Origin of the sequence: Collinsella aerofaciens (assembly GCF_015556945.1) — a bacterium.
GTDB classification, from domain to species: Bacteria; Actinomycetota; Coriobacteriia; order Coriobacteriales; family Coriobacteriaceae; genus Collinsella; species Collinsella aerofaciens_AO.
In genome coordinates this window covers 1-13,707 of record NZ_JADNNH010000028.1, presented here as the reverse complement: position 1 = coordinate 13,707, position 13,707 = coordinate 1, and the positions used below count along the sequence as shown (strand labels likewise).

Annotated in this window: 17 protein-coding genes and 1 pseudogene; 16 read left to right on the top strand and 2 right to left on the bottom strand. The window is 60.2% G+C overall.

All coding sequences use genetic code 11. The features are described from left to right. Positions 1-18 precede the first annotated feature (18 nt). The 15 genes and pseudogenes from I2F59_RS08100 (at position 19) to I2F59_RS08030 (ending at position 9,262) form a co-directional block, all read left to right on the top strand. Complete coding sequence (locus I2F59_RS08100; RefSeq protein WP_195503822.1) at positions 19-645, top strand: histidine phosphatase family protein; 627 nt, start codon at positions 19-21, stop codon at positions 643-645. A gap of 459 nt (positions 646-1,104) precedes the next feature. Next, entirely contained in the window at positions 1,105-1,725 is a 621-nt protein-coding gene (gene rplC, locus I2F59_RS08095) for a 50S ribosomal protein L3 (protein ID WP_035137484.1), read from the top strand. A gap of 46 nt (positions 1,726-1,771) precedes the next feature. After that, positions 1,772-2,398: a 50S ribosomal protein L4 gene (gene rplD / locus I2F59_RS08090; RefSeq protein ID WP_195503821.1), complete on the top strand. Its 627-nt coding sequence runs from the start codon at positions 1,772-1,774 to the stop codon at positions 2,396-2,398. Then, positions 2,399-2,686, top strand: coding sequence for a 50S ribosomal protein L23 (gene rplW, locus I2F59_RS08085; RefSeq protein ID WP_022094197.1), 288 nt, complete (start codon positions 2,399-2,401; stop codon positions 2,684-2,686). It abuts the gene before it with no gap. Positions 2,687-2,865: 179 nt separating this feature from the next. Further along, positions 2,866-3,696, top strand: a complete 831-nt coding sequence (rplB, locus tag I2F59_RS08080; RefSeq protein WP_022094198.1) for a 50S ribosomal protein L2 — start codon at positions 2,866-2,868, stop codon at positions 3,694-3,696. 32 nt (positions 3,697-3,728) lie between these two features. Continuing rightward, entirely contained in the window at positions 3,729-3,989 is a 261-nt protein-coding gene (gene rpsS / locus I2F59_RS08075) for a 30S ribosomal protein S19 (RefSeq protein WP_006235035.1), read from the top strand. Positions 3,990-4,003: 14 nt separating this feature from the next. Next, positions 4,004-4,375 (top strand): 50S ribosomal protein L22, encoded by a 372-nt coding sequence (gene rplV / locus I2F59_RS08070; RefSeq protein WP_006235036.1) that lies wholly within the window; start codon positions 4,004-4,006, stop codon positions 4,373-4,375. 6 nt (positions 4,376-4,381) lie between these two features. Further along, positions 4,382-5,092 carry a 30S ribosomal protein S3 gene (rpsC, locus tag I2F59_RS08065; protein ID WP_006235037.1) on the top strand — a complete coding sequence of 237 codons (711 nt, stop codon included), beginning with the start codon at positions 4,382-4,384 and terminating at the stop codon, positions 5,090-5,092. Beyond that, a pseudogene (rplP, locus tag I2F59_RS08060) lies at positions 5,092-5,508 on the top strand (50S ribosomal protein L16); the annotation flags it as partial. The gene rpsC and the pseudogene rplP, both read left to right, overlap by 1 nt. Before the next feature lie 86 nt (positions 5,509-5,594). Beyond that, positions 5,595-5,810 (top strand): 50S ribosomal protein L29, encoded by a 216-nt coding sequence (rpmC, locus tag I2F59_RS08055; RefSeq protein ID WP_006235039.1) that lies wholly within the window; start codon positions 5,595-5,597, stop codon positions 5,808-5,810. 16 nt (positions 5,811-5,826) lie between these two features. Beyond that, entirely contained in the window at positions 5,827-6,087 is a 261-nt protein-coding gene (rpsQ, locus tag I2F59_RS08050; protein WP_006235040.1) for a 30S ribosomal protein S17, read from the top strand. A 118-nt stretch (positions 6,088-6,205) separates the two neighbouring features. Next, positions 6,206-6,574: a 50S ribosomal protein L14 gene (gene rplN, locus I2F59_RS08045; protein ID WP_006235041.1), complete on the top strand. Its 369-nt coding sequence runs from the start codon at positions 6,206-6,208 to the stop codon at positions 6,572-6,574. Between the two features lie 13 nt (positions 6,575-6,587). Continuing rightward, complete coding sequence (gene rplX / locus I2F59_RS08040; protein ID WP_195503820.1) at positions 6,588-6,893, top strand: 50S ribosomal protein L24; 306 nt, start codon at positions 6,588-6,590, stop codon at positions 6,891-6,893. Between the two features lie 539 nt (positions 6,894-7,432). Further along, positions 7,433-8,512: a Gfo/Idh/MocA family protein gene (locus tag I2F59_RS08035; RefSeq protein WP_195503819.1), complete on the top strand. Its 1,080-nt coding sequence runs from the start codon at positions 7,433-7,435 to the stop codon at positions 8,510-8,512. Between the two features lie 3 nt (positions 8,513-8,515). Beyond that, positions 8,516-9,262, top strand: coding sequence for a DeoR/GlpR family DNA-binding transcription regulator (locus tag I2F59_RS08030; RefSeq protein WP_195503818.1), 747 nt, complete (start codon positions 8,516-8,518; stop codon positions 9,260-9,262). 429 nt (positions 9,263-9,691) lie between these two features. Here the strand turns inward: I2F59_RS08030 and I2F59_RS08025 are convergent, their stop codons facing one another. Both I2F59_RS08025 and I2F59_RS08020 read right to left on the bottom strand, forming a co-directional pair. Continuing rightward, positions 9,692-10,351 (bottom strand): RluA family pseudouridine synthase, encoded by a 660-nt coding sequence (locus I2F59_RS08025; protein WP_271755933.1) that lies wholly within the window; start codon positions 10,349-10,351, stop codon positions 9,692-9,694. Between the two features lie 15 nt (positions 10,352-10,366). Further along, a complete protein-coding gene (locus I2F59_RS08020; RefSeq protein WP_195503817.1) occupies positions 10,367-12,859 on the bottom strand; it encodes a peptidase U32 family protein in 2,493 nt (830 codons plus the stop codon). A gap of 300 nt (positions 12,860-13,159) precedes the next feature. On the opposite strand from I2F59_RS08020, the gene I2F59_RS08015 reads away from it, so the two are divergent. Continuing rightward, positions 13,160-13,537 carry a RidA family protein gene (locus tag I2F59_RS08015; protein ID WP_195503816.1) on the top strand — a complete coding sequence of 126 codons (378 nt, stop codon included), beginning with the start codon at positions 13,160-13,162 and terminating at the stop codon, positions 13,535-13,537. The last annotated feature ends 170 nt before the right edge of the window (positions 13,538-13,707 follow it).

The window sequence follows — 13,707 nt, the reverse complement described above, 5'->3', positions numbered from 1 at the left end:
TATGCAGAAGGGGAGAGCATGAAGCGCCTATACCTACTCCGCCACGGCCAGACGGAATTCAACGTCAAAAAGCTCGTCCAGGGACGCTGCGATTCACCGCTCACCAATTTGGGTCGTCAACAGGCACAGACAGCCGCCGCATGGCTCAAGGTCCATGGCGTCGTCCCCGACAAAGTAGTCTCATCACCCTTAGGCCGAGCCATGGACACAGCTCAGCTCGTCGCATGCGAGCTCCTCGGCCCGGACGCAGCAGCCGAGCCCTGCGAAGGCATTATCGAGCGCAGCTACGGCACCTTCGAAGAAGGCCCCCACGACGCCCTGCCCACCGACGTTTGGGATCCGGGCGAGGACCTGGTCCCCTTCGGAGGAGAAGGAAGCCGCGCACTGCAAGAACGCATGGTAGGCGCCCTCACCAATCTCATGGGCTCCGAGGGCATCGAAACCCTCCTAGCAGTAAGCCACGGCAGCGCCAGCCGCCAATTCATCAAGGCTGCAGCCCCAGAGGGCTTCGAGCTCCCATCAAAACTCCCCAACTGCGCCATCATGATCTTCGATTTTGAAGAGGCAAAGCCACAAGCAGAAGGCGAGCCAATGCAATGCAAGTTTACCCTTCAGCAAATAGTGGACCCCCAACAAAGTCATTAGCCAGAGCGAGCAGAGTTAAGCAGACATCAACGTGTCGTCTCCCGAGCTTTGGCGGAGGGGCGGGGCCGAGAGTAGTTAAGGTTGTCGCGAGTTCCGCACGAACAGGAGAGCACTTAATGTGCTCTCCGTCGTGAGCAGGACTGTAGAGCAGCAACCTTAACTACTCTCGGCCCCGCCCCTCCGCCAAAGCTCGGGAGACGTGCCACGCACTTTACCTGCGTAAACAATGTGAGTGAAATATGAATCTCGATGGATACGCCCGCAGCCGTGTATACTAAACAGCTGTGTGTAACCAGGGGAGTATTCTGGCTGGACAAAATGCCTGCTTAATAGGGTTGTCAGGTAGTCCGGGCGAAATACAAGGTTGGGGAGCACGTCGTGTAAGTAGTGGTCCTCTAGGGGCGTACGCTCGGTGGTGTACGCATTGTCCCAAGACCACGCGAGAGTTGGGATCATATCTTGATCAGCATGATTCTCGGCCGCAAGATTGGCATGACCCAGGTTTGGGACGAGGACGACAACGTCGTTCCCGTCACGGTCATCCAGGCTGGCCCCTGCGCTGTCTCGCAGGTTAAAACTCAGGCAACCGACGGCTATGACGCCGTCCAGATCGGTTTCGGCGACATCAAGGCCAAGAACGTGAACAAGCCCATGGCTGGTCACTTCGCCAAGGCTGGCGTCGAGCCTGTCCGCTTCCTTCGTGAGGTCCGCGTCGAGAACGGCGAGGAGCACAAGGTCGGCGAGGTCGTCACCGTCGCTGATTTCGCTGATGTCGAGAAGGTCGACGTCATCGGTACCTCCAAGGGTAAGGGCTTCCAGGGTCGCATCAAGCGCTGGGGTCAGCGCCGCGGTCCTATGACGCATGGTTCTCACTTCCAGCGTCACCCCGGTTCTATCGGTCAGTGCGCCTATCCTGCGCGCGTCCTCAAGGGCGTCAAGATGGCCGGTCACATGGGTAACGAGCGCGTTACCGTCAAGAACCTTTCCGTTGTCCGCATCGATGCCGAGCAGAACCTCATCTTGGTCAAGGGCGCTGTCCCGGGTGCCAAGAATGGTCTCGTCGCCATCCGTATGGCCTAAGGGCCCAGCCCATTTAGCCCAGCGTCATACCAAGGAGAACACTTAAATGGCAAAGTTTGAAGTTAAGAACAGCGAGGGCAAGAAGGTCGCCGAGGCCGAGCTCGCCGCTGAGGTGTACGGCATCGAGCCGAACATCCACGTTATGCACCACATCGTCAAGTGCCAGATGGCCTCTTGGCGTCAGGGCACCCAGTCCGCTAAGGGCCGCTCTGAGGTTTCCGGTGGCGGCAAAAAGCCTTGGCGTCAGAAGGGCACCGGCCGTGCCCGCCAGGGTTCCATCCGTGCTGCCCAGTGGCGTCACGGTGGCGTCGTCTTCGCCCCCAAGCCCCGTTCCTACGCCAAGCGTATGAACAACAAGGAGGTCAAGCTGGCTATGCGCTCTGCGCTGTCCGCCAAGCTGGCCGATGGCGAGCTCGTGCTCGTCGACGACTACGGCTTCGAGAAGCCTTCCACCAAGGCTGCTGTCGCCATGCTCAAGGCTCTCGGCCTTGAGGGCAAGCGTCTGACCATCATCGTTCGCGATGAGGACGTCAATGCTTACCTGTCGTTCCGCAACATTCCCAAGACGTTCATCATCACTGCCGACGAGGCCAACACCTACGATCTCGTCAACAACAACGCCGTGCTGATGGCCGCCGACATCGCCGCTCACTTCGGGGAGGTGCTTGCATAAATGACCGCCCACGAGATCATCATCCGTCCGATCGTGTCCGAGCGTTCCTTCTCCGGCATGGAGCTGAACAAGTACACGTTCGAGGTCGCCAAGGATGCTAACAAGTATCAGATCAAGGACGCTGTCGAGGAGATCTTCGGCGTCAAGGTCGTTCGCGTGAACACCCTGACGGTCAAGCCCAAGACCAAGCGCGTGCGCTATGTCGCCGGCAAGACCCGTTCTTGGAAGAAGGCCATCGTCACGCTGGCCGAGGGCGACACCATCGAGGTCTTTGGCAACCAGGCCTAAGACTCGCTGCTGTTGAGTGAGCTCATGCCTCCCAAATAGGGGAGGCGAGAGCTCAAGGTTTTGGGCGTATAAAATGGACACGCCCGGAACCGTGTATACGTCCGGTGTCATCGCACCCGAGGCAGAACCTCGTATCCCTGTCTGCGATGGCTAACGGATTCCTATTGAAAGGGATTGTAATGGCTGTAAAGCACCTTAAGCCGACCTCCGCTGGTAGGCGTTGGCAGACGATCTCCGACTTCTCCGAGATCACCTGCACCAAGCCCGAGAAGTCTCTTCTCGAGCCCCTGCCCAAGAAGGCCGGTCGTAACAACAACGGCCGCATCACCACCCGCCACCAGGGCGGCGGCGTGAAGCGTCGTTACCGCGTGATCGACTTCAAGCGCAACAAGGACGGCGTGCCCGCCAAGGTTGCCACGATCGAGTACGATCCGAACCGTTCCGCTCGCATCGCTCTGCTGCACTACGCTGACGGTGAGAAGCGCTACATCCTGGCCCCCAAGGGCCTCGAGGTCGGTCAGACCATCATGTCCGGTTCTGACGCCGACATCAAGCCGGGCAACGCTCTGCCCCTCGCCGACATCCCCGTCGGTACGCTCATCCACGCCGTCGAGTTCCAGCCGGGCAAGGGCGCTGCTATCGCCCGTTCCGCCGGTAACTCCTGCCAGCTGATGGGTAAGGAGGGCAAGTACGCTATCGTCCGTATGCCTTCCTCCGAGATGCGCCGCATCCTCGTTACCTGCCGCGCCACCGTCGGTGAGGTCGGCAACGCCGATCACTCCAACATCGTCATCGGCAAGGCCGGCCGTAAGCGTCACATGAACGTGCGCCCGACCGTCCGCGGTACCGTCATGAACCCTGTCGACCACCCGCACGGCGGTGGCGAGGGCAAGAACCACACCTCTGGTCGTCCCTCCGTTACCCCCTGGGGTAAGCCGACGAAGGGCCTTCGTACGCGCAAGAAGAAGAAGGTCTCGAACCAGCACATCATTCGTCGCCGTAAGAAGTAATTTCGGATACCGAGTTTTAGGAGAAAGCACTTATGAGCAGAAGTCTCAAAAAGGGCCCGTTCGTGGAGACTCGCCTTCTCTCGCGTATCACCGCGATGAACGAGGCTGGCAAGAAGGACGTCGTGAAGACCTGGTCCCGCGCGTCCACCATCTTCCCCGAGATGGTTGGTCACACCATCGCCGTCCACGACGGCCGCAAGCATGTGCCCGTGTATGTTACCGAGTCCATGGTTGGTCACAAGCTCGGCGAGTTCGCGCCGACTCGTACGTTCCGTGGCCACAAGGCCAAATAGGGGGTTAACCGTAAATGGCAACTAAGTCTATTGAAACTGAGGCCACCGAGGTTCGCGCCGTCGCTAAGTACGTGCGTGTTTCCCCCAGCAAGGCCCGCCTGGTGGTCGATCTGATCCGCCGCAAGCCTGTCGCTCAGGCCTTCGACATCCTCCACTTCTGCGACCGCGCCGTCGCCGTGGATGTCGAGAAGGTTCTCCGTTCCGCCGTTGCGAACGCCGAGAACAACAACGGTCTGCGTGCCGACAACCTGGTTGTCGCCGCTGCCTATGTTGACGAGGGTCCGACGCTTAAGCGCATCCGTCCCCGCGCCAAGGGTTCCGCTTCTCGCATTCTGAAGCGTACTTCCCACATCACCGTCGTCGTTGCTCCTCGAAAGGAGGCGTAAAGCTGTATGGGTCAGAAAGTCTACCCCACCGGCTTCCGTCTTGGCATCACCGAGAACTGGCGCTCCCGCTGGTTCGCAGAGAAGGATTACGCTAAGACCCTCGGTAACGATCTCGAGATCCGCAAGTACCTCGAGAAGCGTCTTTCCCGCGCAGCTGTCTCCCGCGTCGAGATCGAGCGCGCTGGCGACAAGGTGAAGGTCATCATCCTCACTGCTCGCCCCGGCGTTGTCATCGGTAAGAAGGGTGCCGAGATCGATACCCTCCGCACCGAGCTCGAGAAGGTCGCTGGCGTCTCCAAGGGCCAGCTCTCCGTCGACGTTGTCGAGATCAAGCGCCCCGAGCTCGACGCCAACCTCGTTGCTCAGTCTATCGCCGAGCAGCTCGAGGGCCGCGTTGCCTTCCGTCGCGCTATGCGCAAGGCTGTCCAGTCCGCCCGCAAGGCCGGCGCTAAGGGCATCCGTATCCAGTGCTCCGGTCGTCTCGGCGGTGCCGAGATGGGCCGTCGTGAGTGGTACCGCGAGGGTCGCGTGCCTCTGCACACCCTCCGTGCCAAGATCGACTACGGCACGGCTGTCGCCAGCACCACCATGGGCGCTTGCGGCGTGAAGGTCTGGATCTACCTGGGCGAGAAGCTCCCGGGCCAGCCTGTTCCCAACCCTGCACTCGAGGGCTCTTCCCGTCCTCGTCGTCGTAACTCCGAGAGGAGGGGTCAGTAGTGCTTGCCCCTAAGCGTATTCTTCACCGCAAGGTGCAGCGTGGCTCCATGAAGGGCCAGGCCAAGGGTAATACCGAGCTGCATTTCGGCGAGTTTGGTATCCAGGCTCTCGAGGCCCATTGGATCACCAACCGTCAGATCGAGGCCGCTCGTATTGCCATGACCCGCTACATGAAGCGTGGCGGTCGTGTCTACATCACGATCTTCCCCGATAAGCCCATCACCAAGAAGCCCGCCGAGACTCGCATGGGTTCTGGTAAGGGTAATCCCGAGGAGTGGGTGGCCGTCGTCAAGCCCGGCCGCATCATGTTCGAGGTCAAGGGTGTTCCCGAGGAGGTCGCTCGCGAGGCTCTGCGTCTTGCGCAGCACAAGCTCCCCATCAAGACCAAGATTGTTGCTGCTAAGAACGCTGAGCAGCGCATCGAGAAGGAGATGGCTGAGGAGGCCGCTCTCGAGGCCAAGTGGGCTGCTGAGGACGCCGCCGCCGCCAAGGAGGAGAACTAATGAAGCCCGCAGAGATTCGTGAGCTCTCGGACGCTCAGCTCGTTGAGAAGCTGAAGGAAATGCGCGCCGAGCTCTTTAACCTTCGTTTCCAGATGGCCACCAGCCAGCTGGACAACACCGCTCGCGTCAACACCGTGAAGAAGGACATCGCTCGCGTCCTCACGGAGCAGCGCGCCCGCGAGATCGCAGCGGAGAAGTCCGCTGTCGCCGAGTAGGACCTAAGGAGAGAACATGACTGATTCGCGTAACTCGCGTAAGGTCCGTACGGGTGTCGTTACCTCCGTCTCCGGTGCCAAGACCATTGTTGTCACCATCACCGAGCGCAAGCGTCACCCCAAGTACGGCAAGATGATGACCAGCTCCAAGAAGCTGCACGCTCACGACGAGGAGTGCACGGCTGGCGTGGGCGATACCGTCCGCGTTATGGAGACCCGTCCTATGTCCAAGATGAAGCGTTGGCGCCTCATCGAGGTCGTCGAGCGCGCTAAATAAGCAGTCGCTCTTACGACTTGTACGTTTCCGAAGATGTGCGTATGCCTGGCTTGCATACCACGGGCCGTATAAAGGCTGCGCACCTCTCTTCGGTTCTTAGTTCGGAGGAACATCTACCATGATTCAGATGCAAACCATGCTGAACGTCGCCGACAACTCCGGCGCTCGCAAGATTCGCTGCATCAAGGTGCTTGGCGGTTCCAAGCGTCGTTATGCAGGCATCGGCGATGTGTTCATCGGTGCTGTCCAGGAGGCTACCCCTGGCGCCAACGTCAAGAAGAAGGACGTTGTCCGTTGCGTCGTCGTTCGCACCGTTAAGGAGATCCGCCGCAAGGATGGCTCCTACATTCGCTTTGATGAGAACGCTTGCGTTGTCATCAACAACGATGGTTCGCCCGTCGGCACCCGTATCTTCGGGCCCGTCGCTCGCGAGCTTCGTGACAAGAAGTACATGAAGATCGTCTCGCTCGCTCCCGAGACCCTGTAGTTAGGGGAGATATATGTATATCAAGAAGGGCGATAAGGTCCAGGTTCTCTCTGGTAAGGATCGCGGCAAGCAGGGCGTTATCCTGCGTGCTCTCCCCGCCGAGATCAAGGTCGTTGTCGAGGGCGTTTCGGTCGTCAAGAAGGCCGTCAAGCCCAACGCTGCCAACCAGCAGGGCGGCATCGTTTCGCAGGAGGCTCCCATCGATGCCTCCAACGTCAATCTCGTTTGCCCCGAGTGCGGTAAGGTTACCCGCGTCGGTCACGAGAAGGACGGCAAGAACAAGCTGCGCGTCTGCAAGAAGTGCGGCCACAAGTTCTAAGCTGCCCGCAACATCAAGTTGCTAGCAAAGGCCCGGATGCCCCACGGCACACGGGCCTTTTTCTATTCCTACTCATTGGGGACAGACTTAAATGAGTAGTCGTTGGGGACGTTCTTAAACGACCAGTCGATGGGGACTGTCTTTAGATTTGTTTATCTGGTCATCTGGGATAGGCTTCAACGAAAGCGGCACATAGGGACTGTCTCTAGGTGCCGGCACATAGGGACGTTCCCTTTTTGCTGGCAGTTTGGGACGGTCCTTTGATGTCTGATGCCCTCAGAGGGGTGGAGTATCACGGCCTACTCTGTTCTTTAGGGCTTTGGTGTTCCGCCTCTTTATGCTTCACAAGGATCGTCGCATGCACATTCATGCGCATAGTTTTGCGCGAAAATGCGCATAACTGCGCAAACATCTGCCAACTATGGCTAAATAATGACCGATAAGCAAATAAATACGCAAACACGAGCAGATACGCGCGCAATTGTGCGACTATAGGGTTGTTAGAAATGAAGGACTTCCGATGACTCAGGAGGCACATCATGGCAGATTCCAAACAGGCTCCGCTCGACGCCGAGGCAGCCGCAAAGGCGGCGTTTGCCTCGGTCCAGAATCAGCCGTTCCCAAACGACATCTTTACGGCTCCCGAGCTTCGCTGGGCAGTGATCGGGTGCGGTGTTATCGCCAACCAAATGGCCCAGTCCCTCGGGCTGGCCGGCCGCAAGCTCGCGGGTGTCGCCAACCGTACGCTTTCCAAAGCCCAGGCTTTTGCCGAGCAGTATGGCGTCGAGAAGGTGTACGAGACGGTTGAGGACCTCTACGCCGATCCGGACATCGACGCCGTCTATATCACCACGCCGCACAACACGCATATCACCTATCTGCGTGCTGCGCTGGCCGCCGGCAAGCATGTGCTCTGCGAAAAGGCCATTACCCTAAATTCTGCCGAGCTCGATGAGGCCCGCGCCATTGCCGCCGAACACAACGTGGTCCTTATGGACGCTACCACGGTGCTCCACATGCCCTTGTATCAAGAGCTGCGCCGCCGCATGGATGCCGGCGAGTTTGGCCGCATGAACCTCGCTCAGCTCAACTTTGGTAGCTACAAGGAGTACGGCGACCTGACCAACCGTTTCTACAATCGCAACCTCGCCGGCGGTGCCATGCTCGATATTGGCGTATACGCCCTGTCCGTCATGCGCCTGTTTATGGCGAGCCAGCCCGTCGAGGTCGTGTCTCTGGGTAACACCTGCGAGACCGGCGTGGACGTTGCAGGCGGCATCGTCTGCCGCAATGCCGAGCAGCAGCTGGGCGTCGTGAGCCTTACGCTCCACTCCAAGCAGCCCAAGCGCTCGGTCATCAGCTTTGACAAGTGCTATATCGAGGTCAACGAGTATCCGCGTGCCGATCACGCGACGATCGTGTGGACCGCGGACGGTCATCGTGAGGAGGTCGCCGCGGGCACCGAGGCTTATGCCCTGTGCTACGAGATGGCAGACCTCGAGCAGGCCGTCGCCGTCGACGATTCCAAGCGTGAGCTTCTGGATTATGCTTCTGATGTGATGGAGCTCATGACCAAGCTCCGCGCCGATTGGGGAGTTGTCTACCCCGAGGAGGAGTAAGCGATGCTTGCGGAAGATAGGCTCAATACGATCGTGTCGATGGTGCAGCAGGCTGGCTCGGTAACGGTGCCCGAGCTTGCCGATGCCCTGGGCGTGACGGCCTCTACCATTCGACGCGACCTACAGACGCTCGACCGAGCGCACCGCATCGCCAAGGTGCACGGTGGCGCGACAAGTATTGAGCGCGCGCACGTGACGCGCGACCTAACGATCAGTGAGCGCAGTGATCTCCATAACGACGACAAGGAGCGTATCTGCGCCCGCGCCGCGGCGCTCGTGGAGCCCGAGAGCTTTGTGTACATCGATTCGGGTTCGACAACGCTCAGACTCATCGAGCATCTTCCGCATCTCGAATCGGTCACCTATGTGACTGATTCCGTGCTCCATGCTCAGCATCTCGCTGTGCGCGGCATGCGCACCGTGGTGCTGGGCGGCGAGCTTAAACACGAGACCGAGGCGCTCGTTGGCCCCGATGCTCTGGCAACCCTAGACCGCTACAACTTTAACTGCGGCTTTTGGGGTTCTAACGGCATTGCCGCCGAGCAGGGCTTTACGACGCCCGATATCGAGGAAGCGCAGGTCAAGCGTATCTCGATGCGCCATACAGCCAAACGCTTCGTAATCTCTGACGCCAGTAAGTTTGGCATGGTGGCTCCCGTAAAATTCGCGGACTTCCGTGACGCAACGGTTATCACCGCGGGCGAGGTGCCCGCCAAGTACCAGACGATGGAAAACGTCATCACGGTTTAGCAACGGGGCGAAGTAAGGCCAAAACCACCACAAAGGTGCCTGTCCCCACTGTGGCGGTTAGTAACGAAAACCGAGTAGTTTTCTCAATAGAAAAACGACAACGTCCATTACGGGCGTTGCCGTTTTTGTTGTCTACCGGTTTTGTCTAAGTCTGTAACAACTGGACCGTTAAAAGTGAGCTAGGTGTTACAGATCGAGATACTTCCGAGCCGCGCCGTCCCTTTGTCTCAATCTGTAACATCTGGGACCGATTTTGCCGAGTTATTGTTACAGATTGAGATTTTTCCTTGAGAGGGATTCGAATGTCTCGATCTATAACAAATAGACCGGAAAATGGGTTCTAACTGTTACAGATCGAGACGTTTTGGGACCGTGGCTGGGCCATTGCGGCAAAACCACCACAAAGGTGCCTGTCCCCATTGTGGTGGTTTAGGGCTCCCAGGGGCAGGGAGCTTCGATATGGATATGCTCGCCGGTTACGGGATGCGTGAAGGACACGCTGTGGGCGTGGAGCATCAGGCCGCAGGGACGCGGCGTTCCGTACAGGTCGTCACCGACTAAGGCGTGATGCTCGCTGGCCAGATGCACACGGATCTGGTGCTTGCGGCCGGTGAGCAACTCGACATCGATATACGAGCGCGTGGGCAGGCCACGGCGACTCTTAAGACGCTTGAGTACCTTGACGCGCGTCTGAGACGGCTTGCCGCTGGCGCCGACGCGCATCTTGCGGCTGTCGTGGCGGTCGCGGGCGATGGGCTTGTCGATGAGCTTTTCGTTCCAGTCGATCTTGCCCTCGGCCAGCGCCAGATAGTGCTTTTCGAAGGCGTGGTCGATGACCATTTGGTCAAAGGCGGGCTGCGTCTGTTTGTCGAGCGAAAACAACACCACGCCGGTGGTGTTGCGGTCCAGGCGGTTGAGCGGCTGCATGTCGGTCGCGGCAAAGCCGTCACCCATCGCCAGCAGCAGGTCGCTGGCGTAGTCGGTGAGCGTGCGCTCGCCGGTGCCGTCGCCGTGGACGATCATGCCGGCGGGCTTGTCGATGGCCATGAGCCAGGCGTCGCAGTAAAGGACTTGAGGTTCTTCGTTCACGTGTAAGCCTTTCGGTTAGCTAATTCCCACAAACATGCAGCCCGAGGTGGCGCCGCGCAGGCGGGCGGCGGGCTTGCGGCCGGCCTGTGCTGCTTCGACGGCACGACGGACGCGGGCGACGGCACGGCCCACCTCATCTGTCTCGAGCAGCGTTCCGTCTACCATGAGACGACGCACGCCGGCATCGAGCAGCTGAGGAACCTGCGGCGTGAGGTCGATGGGGTAGGCGTCGTACAGGCGAGAGCGGCCATGGATGTCGGTGCGTACGGGCATGACCTTGCCGTCGATATTCTTGAGTGACAGCTTGCGGGCGCGCAGGCGGCAGTTAGCGCAATCGTGGATGCAGCCATTGGCCACCTGCAGGATGCAGTGCTCACTCGTCATAACGCGCGGGCGGCCGAACACAGTGATGCCCAGGGCTGCGGGCGCGGCGGTGCCAAGCGAGACGATCTCGTCGAGCGTGATCTCGGGCGAGAGCCAAAACGCACCGGCTCCGCGCTCGGCAAGTGCCTCCATGCAGGGCGTGTTATGCACCGGCAGGCAAGAGCGAATCTCGGCCGTGGCGCCGGCATGAGCGGCTACGGCGAGCTCGGAGATATTGCCGACGGCGACGGTGGCTCCGGCATTGATCCAAGGATCGACGCGCTCGTGGTCGACGGCGCGGCAGACCTCGTCGAGTACGGGCACGATACCCTGCTCAAATGCATCGGCAGGGGAGAGTCCGACAGCCTCGAGCGCGTCGGTGGTCATATAGATGCGCGTTGCACCCTCCGCGCGGGCTGCCTCGGCGGCCTCGAGCGAGGTGACGGTGGCGCAGATCTGCGGCTCGTCGCGGTAGTGCTTGGGCATGGGGCGCGTACATTTGTCGAGCACCGGCAACTCGAGCGTTTTTGCGCGCTCCTCGTACGGTGCCAGAATGGCCTCTTCCAGCGCCTTACAAGCGGCGGCGCGCACCTTGTGCACGGCGGAGAAGCCCATGCCGCAGCCCTCATCGAGCGCCACATCAAAGCTCGCGGCCTCAAAGGGAGAGGAGCCCATGCGCCCGATGTGCTCAACCAGATCGGATGCCTCGACGGCGCGGGTCTTGGCGGCCTCGACGGTGAAGCCCGTGGCGGTGGCGGTGAGCGCGGGGTTGTCACAGCAGGTGAGTGTGACAGTAAACGGCTCGCCCAGGCGCGCAACGACGGACACGTCAACAGCTCGGCGGCGCAGCACATCGCGCTTGAGCGCGGCGCCGGCGGCGTCAATGGCGCTCTGGCTTCGAATCACGCGCACGCGGCAGCCCTCGGGCATGCTACGGGGCACGCGGCACTCAATGATGTCACCGGCGGCGGCATCATCGGCGGCAATGGTGGTCAGGAACTGGTCAAACTCGTTATCGTGGCGAAGCTCCAGCAGGTCGCCTTTGCCCACGGGCTCAAACAGCTCAATGCGGGCGATGGCGGCGCGGCGACGGCGGTCGTCGGACTTGAGGCCGCGCACATCGCGGTTGGCCGGGCGGCTGCCCAGCACCGTGCCCACGATCTGGCCGCGGTTGTTGGAACGCTCATAGCTCATCATCTCGTCGCCCGAGGTGCCGTCCTGATAGGCGTGCGTAAAGTCGCGGTTGAAGCAGCGCTTGAGCTGGCGCTGGCGGGCGGCTTCCTCGTCCTTGGCAACGGCGGCTCCGGATAGCATGTCGTCAATTTCGTGACGATACACATCAACGATGGAGTACACGTAATCGGGTGCCTTCATGCGGCCCTCGAGCTTGAGCGATGCGGCGCCGGCGTCATACAGACGGCGAACAAGCTGTGAGGTGTTGGTGTCACGCGGGCACAGCGCGCGCTCGCGACCGGCAGGGGAGAGCGCGCGACCGTTCTCGTCGATCAACTCGTAGGGCAGGCGGCAGGGCTGGGCGCACATGCCGCGGTTGGCCGATCGTCCCGCCATGGCAAAGCTCGACAGCAGGCACAGACCCGAGTAGCAAAAGCAGATGGCACCGTGGCTAAAGACCTCCAGGTCCACATCGGGCGCGGCGTCGTGAATGGCGGCGATTTCGTCGATGGAGAGCTCGCGCGAGAGAGTCACGCGGTCGGCGCCCTGCTCACGGCACCAAAGGGTTCCGCGGTCGTCGTGGATGTTCGCCTGGGTCGAGATATGTGTCTCGATGCCGGGCATGGTGCGCTTGGCCTCAAAGAACAGACCCCAGTCCTGGATAATGAAGGCATCGGCGCCCAGCGTGGAGCAGCGATGAATGAGCTGCAGTGCATCGCCCATCTCGGACTGCTTGATGACGATGTTGACCGTGACGTAGACGCGCGACCCGGCTAGATGCGCGGCGCGGCAGGCTTGCTCAAAGGCCTCGTCGGTAAAGTTGGTTGCCTTGCGGCGGGCGTTGAAGCTGCCCATGCCGCAGTAGATGGCGTCTGCCCCGGCGGCGAGCGCGGCGGCAAAGGGCTCCGGGCCTCCGGCGGGGGCCAAAAGCTCGGGCCTGCGGTTAGTGGTTCGGCTGGCGGTTGCGGTCATATCCTGCCTTTCAAAATGCTCAGATATTCAAAAGTATAGTGGCGTCGCTGCGGTGGGCGACGCCCGCAGCCTAAGCAGGACAAAGTCTTCAGCAGCTTGGACTGGCTGCTCCACATGAGAACCGTTCATCGGTTCGGGGAAACCGTTGGGCGATAAAATATTCTCGCAAGCTGATAATATTCTTGCATCAAACAGAAACCTTGAGTACTATCCCAATCAAGCGCGGTGTTCAGACCGAACTGTGCCTCCCGGTGTGAACACCGCGCTCACGCTCTCTCAATTGATCGTAAGGAGAAAAACATGAGCAAGACTGTCGTGTTTTCCGATAACGCACCCGCAGCCATCGGACCGTATTCCCCCGGCATCCAGACCGGCAACATGGTGTTCCTGTCCGGCCAGCTGGGCATCGACCCCGCAACTGGCAAGATGCCCGAGGGCGTCGAGGCCCAGGCTAAGCAGTCCCTCGCCAACGTCGAGGCCCTGCTGACCGCTGCCGGCGCTACCTTTGCCGATGTCGTCAAGACCACGGTCTACCTGGCCGACATCGCCGACTTCGCCGCCGTGAACGAGATCTACGCCTCCAAGTTTGAGGCCCCGTTCCCCGCGCGCAGCGCCTTCCAGGTTGCCGCCCTTCCGGCTGGCGGTCTGGTCGAGATCGAGGTCGTTGCCGCTCTCTAAGGCGTTGGCCACAACTAAACATGACATGCAAAAAGACCCTGCAGCGCGTGTGAACTGCCTCCCATTTCTTGGACATGAGAAATGGGAGGCTTTTGGAGTGGGAAGGATAAACTGGACTTTCTTTTAAGGATCCTCAAGCGTATTGCCGCTCGTATTCCACTGGAGACATG

Coding starts and splice junctions, on each gene's coding strand:
- rpsC (WP_006235037.1), top strand. CDS start 4,382: ATGGGTCAGAAAGTCTACCCCACCGGCTTCCGTCTTGGCATCACCGAG.
- I2F59_RS08100 (WP_195503822.1), top strand. CDS start 19: ATGAAGCGCCTATACCTACTCCGCCACGGCCAGACGGAATTCAACGTC.
- I2F59_RS08020 (WP_195503817.1), bottom strand. CDS start 12,859: ATGACCGCAACCGCCAGCCGAACCACTAACCGCAGGCCCGAGCTTTTG.
- I2F59_RS08015 (WP_195503816.1), top strand. CDS start 13,160: ATGAGCAAGACTGTCGTGTTTTCCGATAACGCACCCGCAGCCATCGGA.
- I2F59_RS08030 (WP_195503818.1), top strand. CDS start 8,516: ATGCTTGCGGAAGATAGGCTCAATACGATCGTGTCGATGGTGCAGCAG.
- rplV (WP_006235036.1), top strand. CDS start 4,004: ATGGCAACTAAGTCTATTGAAACTGAGGCCACCGAGGTTCGCGCCGTC.
- rplX (WP_195503820.1), top strand. CDS start 6,588: ATGTATATCAAGAAGGGCGATAAGGTCCAGGTTCTCTCTGGTAAGGAT.
- I2F59_RS08035 (WP_195503819.1), top strand. CDS start 7,433: ATGGCAGATTCCAAACAGGCTCCGCTCGACGCCGAGGCAGCCGCAAAG.
- rpmC (WP_006235039.1), top strand. CDS start 5,595: ATGAAGCCCGCAGAGATTCGTGAGCTCTCGGACGCTCAGCTCGTTGAG.
- rplN (WP_006235041.1), top strand. CDS start 6,206: ATGATTCAGATGCAAACCATGCTGAACGTCGCCGACAACTCCGGCGCT.
- rplB (WP_022094198.1), top strand. CDS start 2,866: ATGGCTGTAAAGCACCTTAAGCCGACCTCCGCTGGTAGGCGTTGGCAG.
- rplW (WP_022094197.1), top strand. CDS start 2,399: ATGACCGCCCACGAGATCATCATCCGTCCGATCGTGTCCGAGCGTTCC.
- rpsS (WP_006235035.1), top strand. CDS start 3,729: ATGAGCAGAAGTCTCAAAAAGGGCCCGTTCGTGGAGACTCGCCTTCTC.
- rplD (WP_195503821.1), top strand. CDS start 1,772: ATGGCAAAGTTTGAAGTTAAGAACAGCGAGGGCAAGAAGGTCGCCGAG.
- rpsQ (WP_006235040.1), top strand. CDS start 5,827: ATGACTGATTCGCGTAACTCGCGTAAGGTCCGTACGGGTGTCGTTACC.